This is a genomic window from Kosakonia sp. HypNH10 (assembly GCF_029850615.1).
Classification (GTDB): domain Bacteria; phylum Pseudomonadota; class Gammaproteobacteria; order Enterobacterales; family Enterobacteriaceae; genus Kosakonia; species Kosakonia cowanii.
This window is the reverse complement of record NZ_JAOTIU010000004.1, coordinates 535982-555551: the sequence shown is the minus strand read 5'-3', so window position 1 is coordinate 555551 and position 19570 is coordinate 535982. Positions and strand designations below refer to the sequence as shown.

Here is a 19570-nt window from a genome sequence, read left to right as displayed (position 1 = left end):
CTCTCTTTATGCGCTGTGCGCCGCCTTCTTCAACCGGGCGACCAACTCAAACTCGTTAAAATTGACCGGCCGTTGCTGCTGGAGGGAGATATTGCCCGCAATGCCGGTCAATATCGACATCGCCCCCGCGCGGTGATCGGCTGCGCGTTGCAATGGGTCATGCTCCGGTGTGCCAAACAGATCTGCCAGCATCGCGTTATCCCCGCCGCCGTGCCCGCCTTCGCCGAGGGTAAACTCCGCTTTCCACGGCGCGGCAAACATCGGGAAAACGGTAATATCACACGAAGTCAGGCTCCCCTCATTGGCGCGCTCGCCGCCCGCATTCACATAGGATTTCTCGACGATTTTCATCTCCAGCCGCCCGAGGCTGCCGTTGAACACCACGTTCAGCCCTTCCCACGGCAGATAGGTGTTGAGCGAGTAGGTCAGCTGGCACTGATTCTGGTACTTCACCAGCACCGACATCGTATCCTCAATGGTGATGCCGTCGCTAAATACGCTCTGATCGCGCCAGTAGTTATCCTCATGTTCCGCATCAAGATAGAGCGCTTTTAACTGCGGGTTATCGGCCATATGCAGGGCAAACGGATCGTCCTGGGCCGCGGCATAGCCGTGCGCGCGCGGGTAGAAGTGCGTCACGCCGCGCTTCTCGGCGTTCTCTTTGCCGTAGAAGCGCAGGCCGCCCTCGGCGTAAACCCGCAGCGGGAAGCTATCAAGCCAGAAGTTCATCAGATCGAAATGGTGAGTCGATTTATGCACCAGCAGGCCGCCGCTATTGCGCTTCTCCCGGTGCCAGCGGCGGAAGTAGTCCGCGCCATGTTCGGTATTGAGCAGCCACTCAAAGTGCACCGAGTAAACCTCGCCGATGGTGTTATTCATCAGCAGTTCGCGCACTTTGCTGTGGTGCGGCGCATAGCGATAGTTGAAGGCCACACGCACGGTTTTGCCCGTCTCTTCAATAGCATCGAGAATACGCAGCGCGCGCGTCTCGTCGATGGTCATCGGTTTTTCGGTGATCACATCGCAGCCCGCGCGCAGAGCGCGCACGATATAGTCATCGTGGGTTCTGTCCATGGTGGTGACGATAATCGTATCGGGCTGCGTTTCGCGGATCATCGCTTCAAACTGCGCCGCCTGCCAGGTGGAAACAGAAGCCGCGCCCTCCTGCATTAATAGCTGGTTGGCATAATCCATCCGCGTCTGGTTGGTATCGCAAAAGGCCACCATGCGGGCATTCTCTCTCCACTGGCCGCCAATGGCGGAGATATACAAACCGGCACGCCCGCCCGTGCCCACTAACGCATAGCTCTTCATCGCATCCTCTCTTATGAATTGACCGGCTGAATTAATGGAACGTTGTTTCAATTCGATGAGGTTACTGTAGCGCGATGGCGAAATATGCCTATGGCAGAGAGGGGAAAGTGTGATCCCCGGCCAAAAGTGGCCGGGGAGGAGAGGGGAGGTTAGTGCGCGCGGCCCTGCTCGATACCGACGCCAGTTTGGGAGCGGATAAACTGGGCGCGGAACAGCTCGCGCTCGCGTTTGCCTGCTTCGGTGTTGTCGGTTGCCGAGAAGACCCAGATGCCGATAAAGGCCACGGCAATCGAGAAGAGCGCCGGGTATTCATACGGGAAGACCGGTGCAGCATGGCCGAGGATCTGCACCCAAATAGTCGGGCCAAGCACCATCAAAATGACCGCCGTCAGCAGGCCAAGCCAGCCGCCAATCATCGCGCCGCGCGTGGTCAGTTTCGACCAGTACATCGACAGCAGGATAATCGGGAAGTTACAGCTTGCGGCGATAGAGAAGGCCAGCCCCACCATAAAGGCGATGTTCTGATTCTCGAACAGAATGCCCAGCAGGATAGCCACTACGCCCAGGATCAGCACGGTGATTTTCGACACCCGCAGCTCCTGGCGCTCCGTCGCGCCTTTGCGGAAGACGTTGGCGTAGAGATCGTGCGACACCGCCGAAGCGCCCGCCAGCGTCAGGCCTGCGACCACCGCCAGAATGGTGGCGAAGGCGACGGCGGAGATAAAGCCGAGGAACAGGTTGCCACCCACGGCATCGGCGAGGTGCACCGCGGCCATATTGTTGCCGCCAATCAGCGCGCCCGCCGCATCTTTAAACGCCGGATTCGCGCCGACCAGCATGATGGCACCAAAACCGATGATAAAGGTCAGGATGTAGAAGTAGCCCATAAAGCCGGTGGCGTAGAGCACGCTTTTGCGCGCTTCACGCGCATCGCTGACGGTAAAGAAGCGCATCAAAATATGCGGTAAACCGGCAGTACCGAACATCAGCCCAAGGCCTAACGACAGCGCCGAGATTGGATCTTTCACCAGCCCGCCTGGGCTCATGATCGCTTCGCCTTTCGGGTGCACCGCCATCGCTTCGCTAAACAGGTTATTGAAGCTGAAGCCGACATGTTTCATCACCATAAAGGCCATAAAACTGGCACCGAACAACAGCAGCACGGCTTTGATGATCTGCACCCAGGTGGTGGCGAGCATGCCGCCGAACAGCACATACATCACCATCAGCACGCCAACCAGCACCACCGCGATATGGTAGTTCAGGCCGAACAGCAGCTGGATAAGTTTGCCCGCGCCGACCATCTGCGCAATCAGATAAAGCGCCACCACCACCAGCGAACCGCAGGCGGAGAGGATACGAATCGGCCCCTGCTTCAGGCGATAGGAGGCGACATCGGCAAAGGTGTAGCGCCCGAGGTTACGCAGCCGTTCGGCAATCAGGAAGAGGATGATCGGCCAGCCGACAAGGAAGCCGAGGGAGTAGATCAGCCCATCGTAGCCGGAGGTGTAGACCAGCGCCGAAATGCCGAGGAACGAGGCGGCAGACATAAAGTCGCCAGCAATCGCCAGCCCGTTCTGAAAACCGGTGATATTGCCGCCCGCCGTATAGTAATCGTTGCGCGAACGGACGCGTTTTGAAGCCCAGTAGGTGATGTAGAGGGTCAGCACGACGAAAATCAGGAACATGATAATCGCCTGCCAGTTGGTTGGCTGGCGCTGCACCGCGCCGGTAATGGCATCAGCGGCATTTGCCGCCAGCGGAAGTGTGGCGGCAAGCGCCGTCAGGACTCTCTTCATGGCGCTTTTACCTCGCTCAGTACCGCCCGGGTCAACCGTTCAAACTCACTGTTGGCGCGCCAGACATAGACCGCTGTCAGCACGAACGAAATCAAAATCACGCCGATACCAATCGGGATGCCGCGCGTGACGGTGGTGCCCGCATGCAGCGGCGTGCCGAGCCAGTGCGGGGCAAAAGCGATAAGCATGATAAAGCCGACGTAGATAATCAGCATGATGATGGATAAAAGAAAGGCAAACCGTTGCCGTTTTTCAACTAACTCCCTGAAATGCGCACTGTTTTCTATCTGCTGATAAATGTTATTCATCGCAGGTCTCCAGAGGTTTATAGGGGCTTTCTTTGCCGGATGGCGACGCAACGCCTCTTATCCGGCCTACAACCCGCAGCGGGCTTATGTAGACCGGATGAGGCGTCAGCCGCCATCCGGCGTAATGGTTATCTTCAAAGCCAGCCGGATAACGACGTCCAGCGCATCCGGCCCAGGGTTACGACGGCATCGTAATGGACTGCTTCTCTTCGAGCAGTTTCTCCACTACGCCCGGATCGGCGAGGGTTGAGGTATCGCCGAGGTTGCTGGTATCGCCAGCGGCGATCTTGCGCAAAATGCGGCGCATGATCTTGCCGGAGCGGGTTTTCGGCAGCGAGTCGGTCCAGTGCAACACATCCGGCGTCGCCAGCGGGCCAATCTCTTTACGCACCCAGTTACGCACATCGGTATAGAGCTCCGGCGACGGCTCTTCGCCATGATTGAGCGTCACGTAAGCGTAGATTGCCTGGCCTTTGATATTGTGCGGAATACCGACCACCGCCGCTTCGGCGATTTTCGGGTGCGACACCAGCGCCGACTCAATTTCCGCCGTGCCGAGACGGTGGCCGGAGACGTTCAGCACGTCGTCCACGCGCCCGGTGATCCAGTAGTAGCCATCTTCATCCCGGCGCGCGCCGTCGCCGCTGAAGTACATATTTTTAAAGGTAGAGAAGTAGGTCTGCTCGAAGCGATCGTGATCGCCAAACAGCGTCCGCGCCTGGCCCGGCCACGAGTCGGTGATCACCAGGTTGCCTTCGGTCGCGCCCTCAAGCGCATTGCCTTCGTTATCAACCAGCGCAGGCTGCACGCCAAAGAAGGGGCGCGTGGCGGAACCAGCTTTCAACCGGGTTGCGCCGGGCAGCGGGGTGATCATAAAACCGCCGGTTTCTGTCTGCCACCAGGTGTCCATCACCGGGCATTTGCCATTACCGATTTTCGACCAGTACCACTCCCAGGCTTCCGGGTTGATCGGCTCGCCGACGGAACCCAAAATACGCAGCGAAGAGCGGTCGGTGCCGGTTATTGCTTTATCCCCTTCCGCCATCAGGGCGCGGATCGCCGTCGGCGCGGTGTAGAGGATATTGACCTTATGCTTATCGACCACCTGGCTCATGCGCGCCGGGGTCGGCCAGTTCGGCACCCCTTCAAACATCAGCGTGATGGCACCACAGGCCAGCGGGCCGTAGAGCAGGTAGCTGTGGCCGGTGACCCAGCCAACATCCGCCGTACACCAATAGACGTCGCCCGGATGGTAATCAAAAACATATTTAAAGGTGGTTGCCGCATAGACCAGATAGCCGCCGGTAGTGTGCAGCACCCCTTTCGGTTTACCGGTCGAACCGGAGGTGTAGAGGATAAAGAGCGGATCTTCCGCGCCCACTTCCACAGGCTGATGCTCATCGCGGGCATTAGCGGTTAAATCGCTCCACCAGAGATCGCGCCCTTCATGCCACTCAATATTGCCGCCGGTGCGTTTAAACACCACCACATGCTCAACGCTCTTCACGTTGGGGTTTTTCAGTGCGTCATCGACGTTCTTCTTCAGCGGGATGGCGCGCCCGGCGCGGACGCCCTCATCGGCGGTGATCACTAAGCGCGAGCTGGAGTCGATAATGCGCCCGGCAACCGCTTCCGGTGAGAAGCCGCCGAAAATCACCGAGTGGACTGCGCCAATACGCGCGCAGGCGAGCATCGCTACCGCCGCTTCCGGCACCATCGGCATATAGATCGCCACCACATCGCCTTTTTTAATGCCCAGATCCACCAGCACGTTGGCAAAGCGGCAGACATCGCGGTGCAGTTCGCGGTAGGTAATGGTTTTGCTCTGGCTGGCGTCATCGCCTTCCCAGATAATCGCTGGCTGGTCGCCGCGCTCGGCGAGATGGCGATCGAGACAGTTCGCGGCCAGGTTCAGGGTGCCGTCCTGATACCAGTTGATGGAGATATTGCCGGGCGCGAAAGAGGTGTTCTTTACGGTGGTATAAGGTTTAATCCAGTCAAGGATTTTGCCCTCTTCGCCCCAGAAGGTCTCGGGGTCGCTAACGGAGTGCTGATATTTGGCTTCATACTGCTGTGGATCGATCAGGCAACGCTCCGCAATGTTCGCGGGAATATCGTGTTTATGTATTTGGCTCATGGCGGTTGCTCTCCTTGTAAGATGTTAATAATATGTCACAAGAACGTTAATTGTAGGGCCTTTGCCTGCTTTGTTTATTATTTGCGCGATAGATCACGCATTAGGCAACGCAACTGCAAATTGGCAAAACCGTTTGTGCCGCACCTGAAAGGCGCTCAAAAGCGCGCGAAGAGAGAAATTTCCTTCATAACAGCACGTTATGGAATAAGGCAATTTGATTACCGCGCTATTCGCTGGATGAAAGGTGTACAAGCGTAAGCACCTGAAAATAAACCACTGAACCAATAGGCTATTAATAATTTTTGTCATGGATTATTCACTCTTTAAATAGAAAATCGCAGTGGAAATTTCGGTGTGGGATCGGTTGTACGACATTTCTGATGATTAAAAAGTGCGCAACCGAACAATTTCAGTGTATTAATTTCCAAAGTTAAATATTGGAATTACGCAGAGTGAAAAGTTTTTTATAACAAGTAGTTATTTTTCATAACTGGAATAAAAGACGGTTTTTCCTTAAAAAATCAGTCAAACCCCCTCCCGCTATAGGGTTGCGCGTTACACCTTGCAAATGGTACTGATAATGCGCGTTAAAAACCCCCGCAATACCGTGCAACGCAAATCATACCCTTTCAGTATGTGTCGTTCCTGTGCATGGAATGGCGCTTCATTGAGGATGTCTGTAGTGATGAAAAATATGAAAATCAGCCTCGCCTGGCAGATATTGCTGGCTCTGGTGCTGGGTATTCTTCTGGGTAGTTACTTGCATTATCAGAGCGACAGCCGTGAATGGCTGATTGCGAATTTCCTGTCTCCGGCGGGCGATATCTTTATTCATCTGATCAAAATGATCGTGGTGCCGATTGTCATCTCCACGCTGGTTGTGGGTATTGCAGGCGTTGGCGACGCGAAGCAGCTTGGTCGAATTGGCGCGAAAACCATTATCTATTTCGAAGTGATCACTACGGTTGCGATTGTGCTCGGCATCACGCTGGCCAACGTCTTCCAGCCGGGCTCGGGCATTGATATGTCGCAGCTGGCAACGGTGGATATTTCGAAATACCAAAGCACCACCGCGGACGTGCAGAGCCACGCTCACGGTCTGATGGGAACCATCCTGTCGCTGGTGCCAACCAATATCATCGCGTCGATGGCGAAAGGCGACATGCTGCCGATCATCTTCTTCTCGGTGCTGTTTGGCCTGGGTCTCTCATCGCTGCCGGCAACGCACCGCGAGCCGCTGGTAACCGTCTTCCGCTCCATTTCCGAAACCATGTTTAAAGTCACCCATATGGTGATGCGTTACGCGCCGGTTGGCGTCTTCGCGCTGATTTCGGTGACGGTCGCTAACTTTGGTTTCGCCTCGCTCTGGCCGCTGGCCAAGCTGGTGATCCTCGTTTATGTCGCGATTATCTTCTTTGCGCTGGTGGTGTTAGGTCTGGTGGCGCGCGTCTGCGGGCTGAGCGTCTGGACCTTAATCCGCATCCTGAAGGATGAGCTGATTCTGGCTTACTCCACCGCCAGTTCGGAAAGCGTGCTGCCGCGCATTATCGAAAAGATGGAAGCCTACGGCGCGCCGCCGTCCATCACCAGCTTCGTGGTGCCGACCGGTTACTCCTTTAACCTCGACGGCTCGACCCTTTACCAGAGCATCGCGGCAATCTTTATCGCCCAGCTTTATGGCATCGACCTGTCGCTGTGGCAGGAGATCGTCCTCGTGCTGACGCTGATGGTGACCTCGAAAGGCATCGCCGGTGTGCCGGGCGTGTCGTTTGTGGTGCTGCTGGCGACCCTTGGTAGCGTTGGTATTCCGCTGGAAGGGCTGGCGTTTATCGCCGGTGTTGACCGTATCCTCGATATGGCGCGTACCGCGCTGAACGTGGTCGGCAACGCGCTGGCGGTGCTGGTGATCGCCAAGTGGGAACACCAGTTTGACCGCAAAAAAGCGCAGGCCTACGAGCGCGAAATGCTGGGCAAATTTGATAAAACCGCCGGGCAGTAACCGGCGTACGCTCCCCGGTGCGTGTGCGTCGGGGAGCGTTTCTTCTCTTCGCGGTCGCGAAAACGACGCGCCTCTCATTTCTTCACCTCGCTCTCTCCAACTCATTGACACCCTTTATGTAAATGCCATGCTGATGCCTTCGAACCGGCAGAAGGATGGACGCAATAATGGTTTCGCGTAAACCGGATGATGATCAGAATGGTGCGGCCTTGCGCCGCGTGCGGCTGGACGATATCGCCACCCGTTGCGGTACCTCGCTCAGCACCGTTTCGCGCGCACTCTCGGGCGAGAAGGGAGTGAGCGAGACGCTGCGCGCCCGCATTCAGGAGGTCGCTCGCGCCATGCGTTACACACCGGCCCAGGAGATTGGCGGCACGCGTATTGTGCTGGCGGTGTCGCAGGCGGCGATGCTCGATTACAACCGCTATCAGTTCAGCTGGTATGTGTTGCAGGGGTTAAAAGAGCGGGCAAAAGTGCTCGGCGTCGAGCTAACGACCCATGCTCTGAGCGGCCAGGATGACCCTGCGTTGCAGGCGCTGCTGAGCGAACCCGATATCGGCGGCGTGCTGGCGTTAACGGTGGATGACCCCGGTTTTCTCACCGCCGTGGCCGGGCTGCGCAAACCGGCGGTGCTGGTTAACAGCGAAGATCCGTTGATGCGCCTCTCCAGCGTGCTGCCCTGTAACCGCTCTGCCACCCGCATGGCCTGCGACTATCTTATTGCCCACGGGCACCAGCATATTCTGTTTCTTACCCATCCCGGTCGGCGCACCATTGCGCAGCGGGAGGAGGGGTGGCGGGAAGCGATGCGCGATGCGCACCTCTCCTGCGACGAGGGCGATATTCTCACCGTGACCGACTGGCTACCGGAGCTGGCTGAGCAGGCGGTGATGGCGTGGTTTGCGAAGGGGAAACACCCGCATACCGCGATTTTGTGCGCCAATGATTCGCTGGCGCTGGGGGCGATGCAGGGGCTGACAAAACTGGGCATCGGCGTGCCGGAGGCGGTGTCGGTGGTCGGCATGAACGATCTGCCGCAGGCGGAGTTTGCTTCCCCGGCGCTGACCACGGTGCATCTACCGGTGCAGGAGATGGGCACCCTCGCGCTGGAGCTGTTGCAGGATATGATTGCCGGCAGCGTTGAAACCCCGCGGCGGATTGAGCTGGCCTGCACGATGGTTGAGCGTCAGTCGGTAGCAAAACGGGGCGCCGAAGCGTCCCCGTTTTAAGCGCGAGCGGGTTAATCGAATTTCGCCCGCTCCATTTTTGGCACCAATAGCAGGTACATCACGCCCCAGGCGACCAGATAGGCGACAGAGCTAATGGCAAACAGCGCCCAGTAATTGCCTGATGACTCCAGCACGGCACCGATAACCGTCGAGAAAATCACGCTGCCAATCATGCCGAAAGTGCTGCCAATCCCGACTACTGAACCGACCGCCGCATTGGGGAAGAGATCGGAAACCGAGGTCAAAATATTCGCCGACCAGCCCTGGTGCGCAGCCGCCGCCAGACCGACCAGCGCCACCGCTGCCCACAAATTATCGACCTGGGTGGCGGCAAAAATCGGCGTCACCAGGCAGGCGCAAATCAGCATCGTGGTTTTACGCGCTTTCGCCGCGCTAAAGCCCATATTCATCAGTTTGCCCGGCAGCCAGCCCGCGCCAAGACTGCCAACAATCGCAAACAGGTAGATTACGATCAGCGGTAAACCTAAGCCCTCCATATTCAGCCCGCGCGACTCGTTAAGCCACTTCGGCAGCCAGAAGAGGAAGAACCACCAGATCGGGTCGGTCAGCATCTTGCCGAGCGCAAACGCCCACAGCTGGCGATACTTCAGCAACTGCGTCCATTTGATGGCGGAGACATTTACCGCCTCCTCTTTATCCTGGCGGATCCATGTCAGCTCTTCCTGGGTGGCTTTATCGCTCGCTTTACCAAAGGCTAAAAACCACGGGATCAGCCAGACAAAGCCGACGCCGCCGAGGATCAGAAACGCGCCGTGCCAGCCGTAATGAATGGCGATAAAGGGGATCAATGCCGGTGAGATCACCACGCCAATGTTGACCGCCACGCCAAGAATACCGGTCGCCAGCGTACGCTCTTTTTTCGGGAACCAGTCGGAGATCACTTTCATCGCCGCCGGGAAGTTAGCCGCTTCGCCCAGCCCCAAAATCACGCGCACAATCATAAAGCCGACCACGGTGCCCACCACCGCGTGCAGCATGGCGGCGGCGCTCCACACCACCATCGCGATGGCGTAGCTGATGCGGGTGCCGAGCTTGTCGATAATGCGCCCGCACACCAGCGTGCCGATGCCGTAAGCAATGGTGAAGGCATTCACCAGCCAGCTATATTCGATCTGCGTCCAGCCGATATCCTTTTGCAGCATCGGTGCCAGCAGGCCGAGGATCTGCCGATCCATATAGTTGACCGTGGTGGCGAACACCAGCATTGAGCAGATCACCCACCGGTAGTTGCTTTTCGGCTTCGCCACCGCGCGGGCGGGGTTGTAGATCGCATTCGGGTTAACGTCGTTTTGCGCCGCCGCCTTTGGGCTGCGCGCCTTATCAATTTGCGTTTCCATAAACTGTCTCCCGACCCGCACGGTCACCCGCCGGGTCGTTACGCGCCAGAGGGATTAGAGAGTGAGTTCGCGGCTTTCGCCATCCACGGTCCACGTCGCCGGATCGAGTGTGCGCCCCTGCGCCTGCACGCGTCCGTCGGCATAAAACAGCACCTCACCGTAATTCGCATCGCGCACGTGCAGCGTGCCGTCGTCCCGCGTTTCAACCTGCAAATCAGCAAAGTGGCTGGCAAATTGCGACAGGGTGGTGAGCGCGGGATCGTCATTGAGGCGGATCAGCCAGCAGGTTTCACGCCCGGAGAGGCGCACTTCGCATTCGCGGGTCGGGCCGCCATCGACCACCTCAAAAGGCCGGTTGCCGGTCAGTTGCACCATGCCTTCACCACCGCGCAGCAGAATACGCGCTGCATCGATCTGCTTCTCATCAAAGGCGCTCTGCGGCAGCCAGGCGTGAGTAAAGTCCGGTTGTCCGTCATGGGTATTAAAGAGGACTACAGCCAGGCCGCGATACTGCTGCACGCGTGGCAGCGTGCCGCACCCGCCCCAGTAGGAAGGGCGACCAAAGCCGCCGTGCAGGGTTTCGCCGGGGTGATTGATCCACATCTGCGCTTCCGGCCTGTCACCGATACGCAGGTGGATCGGCGTCTCCTGATATCCCCATTCGCCCCAGCGATAGCCGGCAATCGAGCCCATCGCCGCCTGGCGTGTTTTGTAGTGATAGAGACGAGCGATGCGGTTTGCGCCCTGGGCGAAACACCACTCCAGCGCGCTATCACCCTGCCAGACGGCAACCTCGGCCAGTTCCGGCGCCAGCGACAGTTTTTGCTGGCGCAGCAACAGTGCAATTTGCGGCAGGGCGTGGAAGCGGCAGCCGTAGTTGCCTTTGCCCCACAGCAGGCGGGAGAGGGCAGAGAGCTCCAGCGAGCGCCCGGCGCGTAAGGTGTATTCGTAGGAGCGCCCCTGCGAGGCGGTAAGCGTTCCCTGGTGGGCGGAACGCGCAATCTGTTCTAATAAACGGGCAATCGCGCGCTGGCTGCGGGCAACGATTTCAGCATCGTCCGCCAGCGCGGCGAGCGCGGTTAACCCTTTTAAATCAATCGGGAAATAGGGGGCCGAGTTCCACTCCGCCATTTCACACTGCTCGAAATGGTCGAGCCACGCCAGCACGCGCGTGCGCCCAGCATCGGCCTGCTCCCGCCCGCTTCTACCGCTGCGCGCAAAGGTGCTGTCGGCAAAAAAGCTGCCCGCCAGATAGGCGGCGGTGTGAAACAGCAGGGCGTGGTTTTCGGAGAAGTACCACTGCACATCATTGCCCGGCTCATCCATCCAGTAGCGGAAGTTGAGGATCGCATGATCGATCTTCGCCCGCGTGTCGGCGGCGATCTGCTCGCCCCAGGCGATACGGCACCACAGCAGCGGCACAAGGGTGAAATCCGCGCAGTCATGGCACGCTTCGACCGAGGGTAGCACCCCTTCAAGCATCGCGTGGGTCTGCGCGTCATTCATATGACAGGCCAGCCGCGCCAGCGCTTTGACGCTGCTGTACTCGCCCCGGGTCGCCACATAGTGCAGCGCTTCGTCGATGCGCGCCTGCTGGCTGGCGGGCACCTGCGCCTGCTGTTCGGCGTGGCAAATTTCCACCCCCAGCGTGCGGGTGATGCGAAAGCCTGCTTTCTCTAAACTGATAACAAAATTGCGGAAATCGGCGGGCAGCGCTTCGCTCTGCGCAATCTCCACCTCCGTTTCACCTTTTTCCAGCGTTGCCGAAAGTTCGACTGGCCTGTCTAAGGAGATAAAATCCCCTACCACGCGAATGGCGAGATGCAGGGTCTCTGCTGCCGGTTGCGGGAAGCGCAGACGCACCGGGCCGGAGGTGTAGGTCGCCTGGTCAAAGGAGATGCCGTCGAGCAACTGCTCCATATGGCGGGTCATCTCGCCACCGATCGGCGTCGGCAGCGCAATGTGCAGCGGCGCGCCTTGCAGATAGTCGAGTTGAAAGAAGAAGCGAATATCGCGCTCGGCCAGATCGTCAAACCAGACGGCAATCTCGTTTAACCCGGCGTCTAGCGTGACCGTAAACTCAAACACGCTCTCGAGGTTGCGCTGGTAATCCGCCTTCCACGCCACCTCGTTGCCATTCACCGACACGACCGCTGCGCCGCAGGTGGTCAGCCGAAAGGTGTGCTCGCCGGACTGTTCTGCCACAAAGTGACTTTTTGCCAGCGCGCCGACGCGCGTCGGGCGAAACCAGAAGCCGGAGAGATCGACGCGATCCGAGCCAAACGGAAACCACCACGTTGTCATTGCGGTCTCGCCAAATGGCGTCGGCTTTTTGCCGGCGAAATCGCGCTGGAATTCCGTGCGGCACGGGTAGGTGTGGGGAATAAAGTTTTTATGTTTACTTAAAAAGAAAAAGGGATCCATTTCGCCCTGCATGGGCTGGTCAGCAACATCATAGGGCAGGGAAGAAACAGGCGATAATTGCCAGTAGCGCACGGCGTTATTTATCGCGAGCGGAAAATAACAATAATTATTTTGCGGCGTTGTCATTATTTTCTCCAGGTACAGAGCTGTTGTTTTATTTATTTTCTGTCAGACGCAGACCTTCGCTGAGGCATAGAATTGCCAGCGCCTGGCCGTAGCCCGTCGGTTGTAATGGAATATCCTTATAAAATTGCAGGGTTCTGCCCATGCGCGTGCCGTAGGAGACATTGTGCACGGTGCCGCGGCTATCAATATTATTTTGCACCGCGGCCAGCGCTTTTAATCCCGCCTCTTTCCAGCGTGCATCGCCAATGCCGAGCCGCGCGCCTTTTAACAGCCCGTAACCAAACCCGGCGGTGGCGGAAATCTCTTCATAGGAGTCGGGGTGATCGAGCAGGGTGTGCCATGCGCCGCTCTCTGCCTGCAGATCGAGCAGGGTGTTAACCTGCGCTTTCAGGCACTCCAGCAGGTAATCGCGCACGCCGCCGCCGAGATCGGTAAGTTCAATAAACTCCAGAATGCCGACGGTGATCCAGGCATTACCGCGCGCCCAGCGCGCATTGGCGAAGTTGCTCTTTTCGGCGAAGCTCCAGCCGTGAAACCATAAACCCGTGTGCGGATCGTTGAGGTAGCGAGCGTGGAGCAGGAACTGGCGCACGGCTTCATCTACCAGCTCCTGACGGCCGGAAACGGTGCCGTAATGGCCGAGAAACAGCACCACCATAAACAGCGTGTCATCCCAGATCTCCTGCTCGTTGATGCCGTCGGAGACCACATGTTGAAAGCCGCGCTCCGGCGTGCGCGGCAATTCGCTCATCACGCGATCGGCCCAGGCATCCAGCACCTGCTGATAGCGCGGGTTACGGTGATGAGACCAGAAGAGCGACAGCGGCAGCATCGGCGCGGTGGTGTTGATATTAAGCGGCGGTAACCCTTTGGCGATATTCTCCTCAAACCAGCGGTCGATTTGGTTATAAATGTCATCCCGGCGCGTAAATTCCCACAGCCTGACCATGCCAAATAACCCGACGCCCTGCGGCCACTCCCAGCTGGTAAAGGAAATATAATCCCCAGGCGTACCATCGAGATTTGGCTCATTAAATTTCCCCTCATCTTTTAATGAGGTAAAGCCCAGCAATAATAAATTTAATTGATCACTTAATGTTCGCATTTGCATATTTAATCCCACGCTGAAAATTATTTTATGCGTTGATTAAATCACTTTGATTTTTTAATGCGCAATACGAAAAAATTTTGCGTTTTTGAATTGTGAGCCATGCGGTAATTCTTAAGTGAGGGGCTTTACAGGAATAGAAGATAAAACAATAGGTTAATGAAATAATGTTTTAACTTTGTATGAAGGGCGCAAAAATTTTGCGTGCAGGGGTGAAAAGCAAAAAAACGGGGGCATTTGCCCCCGCTTTTCTCAACCCATCGCGCTTTCGCGCAGCCGGGTCTTCAGCTTGCTGTACTCATCAATGACATACTGCTCGGCGGCGCGCTGATCGGCGATCGGCTCAATGCGCACGGCGCAGTATTTATACTCCGGCGTTTTGGTTATCGGGCTTAAGTTCTCCGTCACCAGCTCGTTACAGGCCCCGATCCACCACTGGTAGGTCATATACACCGCCCCTTTATTCGGGCGATCGCTCACCTGCGCGCGGGTGATGATTTTGCCTTTGCGCGAGTTAACCCACACCAGCGCTTCATCTTCAATGCCCAACCTTGCGGCATCGGCCGTGTTGATCTGCGCATAGCCCGGCTCATCCGCCAGTGCGGCGAGCGCGGCGCAGTTGCCAGTCATCGAGCGGCAGGAGTAGTGGCCCACTTCGCGCACGGTGGAGAGCACCATCGGATACTCCTCGGTGAGTTTATCCATCGGCGCGACCCAGTCGCAGGTGAAGAACTGCGCCTTGCCATTCGGCGTATCAAACTGCTCCTTAAACAGATACGACGTGCCCTGATCGGCCTCTGACTCATCGCGACATGGCCACTGGATGTAGCCCAGCTCACCCATTTTTTCGTAGGTGGCACCGTAGAAGTCCGGGCAGAGATGACGCAGCTCGTCCCAGATCTCCTGCGTGTTGCGATAGTGCATCGGGTAGCCCATGCGGGTGGCGATCTCGCTGATAATTTGCCAGTCCGTTTTCAGATCCCACTTCGGCTCGACGGCTTTAAAGAAGCGCTGGAAGCCGCGATCCGCTGCGGTGTAGACTCCTTCATGCTCGCCCCATGAGGTAGAGGGCAGGATGACATCCGCCGCGGAGGCGGTTTTGGTCATAAAGATATCCTGCACAATTACCAGTTCCAGACCCTCAAACGCTTTACGCACCGCCGACAGCTCGGCGTCCGTTTGTAGCGGATCTTCACCCATGATGTAGGCGGCGCGCACTTCGCCGTGCTCCACGCGGTGCGGCAGTTCGCTGATGCGATAGCCGGTATGTGCCGGTAAGCTCTCCACGCCCCAGGCTTTGGCAAACTTCTCGCGGTGGGCCTCCTCTTTCACATACTGGTAGCCCGGGAAGGTATCCGGCAGCGCGCCCATATCGCAGGCACCCTGCACGTTGTTCTGCCCGCGCACCGGGTTGACGCCAACGTGCGCTTTACCAAGGTTGCCGGTGAGCATCGCCAGGCTGGTCAGCGAGCGCACGGTCTCCACGCCCTGGTAGAACTGGGTGACGCCCATGCCCCACAGGATGGCGGCGGTTTTCGCCCCGGCATACATGCGCGCGGCCTGGCGAATCTGCTGGGCGCTGACGCCGGTGACCTCTTCAACCGACTCCGGCGTATAGCCTTCAACGATCTTGCGGTACTCCTCGAAGCCTTCCGTGCGGCTGGCGACAAAACCCTCGTCGTAGAGTTTTTCCTCAATAATCACATGGCCCATGGCGTTCAACAGGGCAATGTTAGAACCGTTTTTCAACGCGACATGCAGATCGGCGATGCGCGCGGTTTCAATTTTACGCGGATCGCAGACGATGATTTTCGCCCCGTTTTGCTTCGCGCGAATCACATGATTGGCGACGATCGGGTGCGAATCCGCCGGGTTGTACCCAAAGATAAAGACTAAATCGGTGTTATCGATTTCGTTGATGGCGTTACTCATCGCGCCATTACCGACCGACTGGTGCAGACCTGCAACCGAGGGGCCGTGTCAGACACGCGCGCAGCAGTCGACGTTATTGGTACCAATAACGGCGCGCGCGAATTTTTGCATGATGTAGTTGGTTTCGTTGCCGGTGCCGCGCGATGAGCCGGTGGTCTGGATCGCATCGGGGCCATATTTTGCTTTGATCTCGCTCAGACGGCTGGCGACATAATCAAGCGCCTCGTCCCAGGAGACCGACTCCAGTTTGCCGCCGCGCTGGCGGCGAATCATCGGGGTTTTCAGGCGCGGCGTCAGGATCTGGGTATCGTTAATGAAATCCCAGCCGTAATAGCCTTTCAGGCAGAGGGTTCCCTGGTTGGTTTTCCCCTGCGCTGCTTCCGCCCGAACGATTTTGCCGTTATCGACCACGAGGTGAATCTTGCATCCCGAGGCGCAATACGGGCAAACCGTGACGACTTTTTCCATCACTTTCGCTCCAGTTAAAAAATTGCGTTTCCGCTGTCGCTCCCGGTTATGCATCTTTTATGCCATCGCAATGCAGAGGGGCGTGAGGGGATATTACGGCGCAAATCCAGGCAAAATAGTGACGAAGCGCAGTCCATCGTCAAATGTGACGTGTCGAAAGGCGAAGGGGATGTGACCGCGCTTAAAAAATCAGCATTTATTCACTGCATTTATTAAAGGCAGCCAACAGAATAGATAAGAGTGAGCAAAGCGAGGCTGTGGAAGCGAATAATGAAACCTGCGATCCTGGTAGTAGATGACGATACGGCGGTATGTGCGCTGCTGGAGGATGTGCTGAGCGAGCACGTCTTTACGGTTCATCTTTGCCATAACGGACTGGATGCGATCACGCTCTGCGCGCAGCATCCTGAGATTGCGTTGGTGCTGCTGGATATGGTGCTGCCCGATATCAACGGCCTGCGCGTGTTGCAGCAGTTGCAGAAGATCCGCCCTGCGTTGCCGGTAGTCATGCTGACGGGGATGGGCAGCGAAGCGGATGTGGTGGTCGGCCTGGAGATGGGCGCGGATGACTATATCGGCAAACCGTTTAATGCCCGCGTGCTGGTGGCACGCGTCAACGCCGTACTGCGCCGTACCGGCGTGCTGGCGGCTGAAACAGCTCCAGCGAAAAGCGGTGGTTTTGCCTTTAACGGCTGGCATCTTGACCCGATACGTTGTGAATTGATCAACCCGCAGCAGCAGGTAGTCGATTTAACGCAGGGGGAGTACAGCCTGCTGCTGGCGCTGGTGCAAAATGCACGGCGCGTATTGAACCGCGAGCAGCTTTTAACCCTGACGCACAGTGAAAGTGTGGAGGTGTTTGACCGCACCATTGATGTATTGATTATGCGCCTGCGGCGCAAGATTGAGGTCAACCCGCATCAGCCCGCGCTTATCAAAACGCTGCGCGGCCTGGGATATGTGTTTGCCGCCGATGTCGCGCACGGCGAGAAAGCGGCGTAGGGGATAGTTTTTGCCGGATGGCGCTGCGCTTATCCGGCCTACGAATGAGGTTCGGTGTTGCTGAAACGGCATGTGCCGGATGGCGCTGCGCTTATCCGGCCTACGAATGAGGTTCGGTGTTGCTGAAACGGCATGTGCCGGATGGCGCTGCGCTTATCCGGCCTACGAATAAGGTTCGGTGTTGCTGAAACGGCATGTGCCGGATGGCGCTGCGCTTATCCGGCCTACGAATGAGGTTCGGTGTTGCTGAAACGGCATGTGCCGGATGGCGCTGCGCTTATCCGGCCTACGAATGAGGTTCGGTGTTGCTGAAACGGCATGTGCCGGATGGCGCTGCGCTTATCCGGCCTACGAATGAGATTCGGTGTTGCTGAAACGGCGTAGGCCGGATAAGGCGTAGCCGCCATCCGGCAATCGTCACCCGTTACCCTTTCATCCACATGCGTATGCCGTCGAGGAACATCTGCGTGGCGAGCATCACCAGGATCAGCCCCATCAACCGCTCCAGCGCGTTCACCCCTTTCTCGCCCAGCAGGCGCAAAAACAGCGATGACTGCAGCAGAATCGCCACCGTGCCGCCCCAGGCAATCAGCAGCGCAATGACTAAATGCCCCATCTGATTCGGGTATTGATGCGACAGCAGCATCAGCGTCGCCAGCAGCGTCGGGCCAGCAACCAGCGGGATCGCCAGCGGTACGATAAACGGCTCCTCCCCGGCGGGCAGCCCTGAGCTACTGCCGGTGGGACTCGGGAAAATCATCTTGATAGCAATCAAAAAGAGAATAATGCCGCCGGAGATCGACACCGTTTCGGCACGCAGGCTGAGCACAGAAAGAATTTTCTCGCCGGCGAAGAGGAAAATAAACATCACCAGCAGCGCAATAAGCAGCTCGCGGATCATGATCGCGCGGCGGCGTTTTGGCTCGGTGTGTTTTAACACCGACATAAATATCGGCAGGTTGCCCAGCGGATCCATTATTAATATCAACAATACGGCGGCAGAGATGATTTCATTCATTGATTATTATTCCGGACATTTGCGGCGAAAATGGCGTAATTAGCGGCATTTCTAACGCAGTGGCGATCATTTATTAATTTCACTTGCGACTTTGGCTGCATTTTGTAATGTGGAGCGATGTCCAGTTATCGCTGGCTCGCATACACAGCACACATCTTCGCAGGAACTCGTTATGAAAAATGTTGGTTTTATCGGCTGGCGCGGTATGGTCGGCTCCGTCCTCATGCAACGCATGGTTGAAGAGCATGATTTTGACGCCATTCGCCCTGTTTTCTTCTCTACTTCCCAGCTCGGCCAGCCCGCGCCCGCGTTTGCAGGCAAAGAGACCGGCGCGTTGCAGGATGCGTTCGATCTGGAGGTGCTAAAGGCGCTCGACATCATTGTCACCTGCCAGGGCGGCGATTATACCAACGAAATCTATCCAAAGCTTCGTGAAAGCGGTTGGCAGGGTTACTGGATTGATGCGGCTTCCTCGCTGCGCATGAAAGATGACGCGATCATTATTCTTGACCCGGTAAACCAGGACGTCATCACCGACGGGCTGAATAAAGGCATCAAAACGTTTGTTGGCGGCAACTGTACCGTCAGCCTGATGCTGATGTCTCTCGGCGGCCTGTTCGCCAACGATCTTATCGAGTGGGTATCGGTCGCCACTTACCAGGCCGCGTCCGGCGGCGGTGCGCGCCATATGCGTGAACTGCTGACGCAGATGGGCCAGTTGCATCATCACGTCGCCGCCGAGCTGGAAAACCCGGCCTCTGCCATTCTCGATATTGAACGTAAAGTAACGGCGCTGACCCGCAGCGGCGATCTCAGCACCGAGAACTTTGGCGTGCCGCTGGCCGGCAGCCTGATCCCGTGGATCGACAAACAGCTCGATAACGGCCAGAGCCGCGAAGAGTGGAAAGGGCAGGCGGAAACCAACAAAATCCTCAACACCGCGTCAGTCATTCCGGTTGATGGCCTCTGCGTGCGTATCGGCGCGCTGCGCTGCCACAGCCAGGCCTTCACCCTCAAACTGAAAAAAGATGTCTCCATCCCGACCATCGAAGAGCTGCTGGCGGCACACAATCCGTGGGCGAAAGTGGTACCGAACGATCGTGAGATCTCGATGCGCGAGCTGACGCCTGCCGCCGTCACCGGCACGCTGACCACTCCGGTTGGCCGTCTGCGCAAGCTGAACATGGGCCCGGAGTACCTCTCCGCCTTTACCGTCGGCGACCAGTTACTCTGGGGTGCCGCAGAGCCGCTTCGGCGCATGCTGCGCCAGCTGGCGTAGAACAATCCTCCTTATAAGGGTGCTTCGGCACCCTTTTTTTTGATCTTTTTAAATGAAATTAAAAGATGG

Annotated in this window: 13 protein-coding genes; 4 read left to right on the top strand and 9 right to left on the bottom strand. The window is 57.4% G+C overall.

All coding sequences use genetic code 11. The features are described from left to right. Positions 1-6 precede the first annotated feature (6 nt). From N7V53_RS14950 to acs, 4 genes are all read right to left on the bottom strand, one after another. Positions 7-1314: a Gfo/Idh/MocA family oxidoreductase gene (locus N7V53_RS14950; RefSeq protein WP_279793826.1), complete on the bottom strand. Its 1308-nt coding sequence runs from the start codon at positions 1312-1314 to the stop codon at positions 7-9. Between the two features lie 149 nt (positions 1315-1463). Then, positions 1464-3113 (bottom strand): cation/acetate symporter ActP, encoded by a 1650-nt coding sequence (gene actP, locus N7V53_RS14945; RefSeq protein WP_023478518.1) that lies wholly within the window; start codon positions 3111-3113, stop codon positions 1464-1466. Then, entirely contained in the window at positions 3110-3421 is a 312-nt protein-coding gene (locus N7V53_RS14940) for a DUF485 domain-containing protein (RefSeq protein ID WP_023478497.1), read from the bottom strand. The genes actP and N7V53_RS14940 overlap by 4 nt, the downstream gene beginning before the upstream one ends. Before the next feature lie 178 nt (positions 3422-3599). After that, the gene (acs, locus tag N7V53_RS14935; RefSeq protein WP_279793825.1) at positions 3600-5558 is read right to left on the bottom strand and encodes an acetate--CoA ligase; all 1959 of its coding nucleotides are present in this window, start codon (positions 5556-5558) and stop codon (positions 3600-3602) included. Between the two features lie 685 nt (positions 5559-6243). Here acs and gltP point away from each other — a divergent pair. Both gltP and N7V53_RS14925 read left to right on the top strand, forming a co-directional pair. Further along, positions 6244-7557, top strand: a complete 1314-nt coding sequence (gene gltP, locus N7V53_RS14930) for a glutamate/aspartate:proton symporter GltP (protein WP_023478428.1) — start codon at positions 6244-6246, stop codon at positions 7555-7557. Positions 7558-7724: 167 nt separating this feature from the next. Then, positions 7725-8786, top strand: a complete 1062-nt coding sequence (locus tag N7V53_RS14925) for a LacI family DNA-binding transcriptional regulator (RefSeq protein WP_279793824.1) — start codon at positions 7725-7727, stop codon at positions 8784-8786. 11 nt (positions 8787-8797) lie between these two features. On the opposite strand, the gene N7V53_RS14920 is transcribed toward N7V53_RS14925, so the two are convergent. The 4 genes from N7V53_RS14920 to fdhF all read right to left on the bottom strand — a co-directional run bounded on the left by N7V53_RS14920 (position 8798) and on the right by fdhF (position 16202). Further along, positions 8798-10144: an MFS transporter gene (locus N7V53_RS14920; protein WP_279793823.1), complete on the bottom strand. Its 1347-nt coding sequence runs from the start codon at positions 10142-10144 to the stop codon at positions 8798-8800. A gap of 54 nt (positions 10145-10198) precedes the next feature. Next, positions 10199-12694, bottom strand: a complete 2496-nt coding sequence (locus tag N7V53_RS14915; RefSeq protein ID WP_279793822.1) for a hypothetical protein — start codon at positions 12692-12694, stop codon at positions 10199-10201. A gap of 28 nt (positions 12695-12722) precedes the next feature. Then, the gene (locus N7V53_RS14910; protein WP_347882218.1) at positions 12723-13805 is read right to left on the bottom strand and encodes a glycoside hydrolase family 88 protein; all 1083 of its coding nucleotides are present in this window, start codon (positions 13803-13805) and stop codon (positions 12723-12725) included. A gap of 249 nt (positions 13806-14054) precedes the next feature. Continuing rightward, complete coding sequence (gene fdhF / locus N7V53_RS14905; RefSeq protein ID WP_279793820.1) at positions 14055-16202, bottom strand: formate dehydrogenase subunit alpha; 2148 nt, start codon at positions 16200-16202, stop codon at positions 14055-14057. A gap of 270 nt (positions 16203-16472) precedes the next feature. Here fdhF and N7V53_RS14900 point away from each other — a divergent pair, with 270 nt between their 5' ends. Then, entirely contained in the window at positions 16473-17204 is a 732-nt protein-coding gene (locus tag N7V53_RS14900) for a response regulator transcription factor (protein ID WP_279793819.1), read from the top strand. 424 nt (positions 17205-17628) lie between these two features. Here N7V53_RS14900 and N7V53_RS14895 read toward each other — a convergent pair whose 3' ends face one another. Next, entirely contained in the window at positions 17629-18222 is a 594-nt protein-coding gene (locus N7V53_RS14895; RefSeq protein WP_023478474.1) for a YhgN family NAAT transporter, read from the bottom strand. Between the two features lie 172 nt (positions 18223-18394). On the opposite strand from N7V53_RS14895, the gene asd reads away from it, so the two are divergent. Beyond that, on the top strand, positions 18395-19501 hold the full coding sequence (gene asd, locus N7V53_RS14890; RefSeq protein ID WP_279793818.1) for an aspartate-semialdehyde dehydrogenase: 1107 nt from the start codon (positions 18395-18397) through the stop codon (positions 19499-19501). The last annotated feature ends 69 nt before the right edge of the window (positions 19502-19570 follow it).

What these genes read in the sequence shown, in the direction of transcription:
- N7V53_RS14950 (WP_279793826.1), bottom strand. Translation starts at nt 1,314, where the DNA reads ATGAAGAGCTATGCGTTAGTGGGCACGGGCGGGCGTGCCGGTTTGTAT.
- actP (WP_023478518.1), bottom strand. Translation starts at nt 3,113, where the DNA reads ATGAAGAGAGTCCTGACGGCGCTTGCCGCCACACTTCCGCTGGCGGCA.
- N7V53_RS14940 (WP_023478497.1), bottom strand. Translation starts at nt 3,421, where the DNA reads ATGAATAACATTTATCAGCAGATAGAAAACAGTGCGCATTTCAGGGAG.
- acs (WP_279793825.1), bottom strand. Translation starts at nt 5,558, where the DNA reads ATGAGCCAAATACATAAACACGATATTCCCGCGAACATTGCGGAGCGT.
- gltP (WP_023478428.1), top strand. Translation starts at nt 6,244, where the DNA reads ATGAAAAATATGAAAATCAGCCTCGCCTGGCAGATATTGCTGGCTCTG.
- N7V53_RS14925 (WP_279793824.1), top strand. Translation starts at nt 7,725, where the DNA reads ATGGTTTCGCGTAAACCGGATGATGATCAGAATGGTGCGGCCTTGCGC.
- N7V53_RS14920 (WP_279793823.1), bottom strand. Translation starts at nt 10,144, where the DNA reads ATGGAAACGCAAATTGATAAGGCGCGCAGCCCAAAGGCGGCGGCGCAA.
- N7V53_RS14915 (WP_279793822.1), bottom strand. Translation starts at nt 12,694, where the DNA reads ATGACAACGCCGCAAAATAATTATTGTTATTTTCCGCTCGCGATAAAT.
- N7V53_RS14910 (WP_347882218.1), bottom strand. Translation starts at nt 13,805, where the DNA reads ATGCAAATGCGAACATTAAGTGATCAATTAAATTTATTATTGCTGGGC.
- N7V53_RS14900 (WP_279793819.1), top strand. Translation starts at nt 16,473, where the DNA reads ATGAAACCTGCGATCCTGGTAGTAGATGACGATACGGCGGTATGTGCG.
- N7V53_RS14895 (WP_023478474.1), bottom strand. Translation starts at nt 18,222, where the DNA reads ATGAATGAAATCATCTCTGCCGCCGTATTGTTGATATTAATAATGGAT.
- asd (WP_279793818.1), top strand. Translation starts at nt 18,395, where the DNA reads ATGAAAAATGTTGGTTTTATCGGCTGGCGCGGTATGGTCGGCTCCGTC.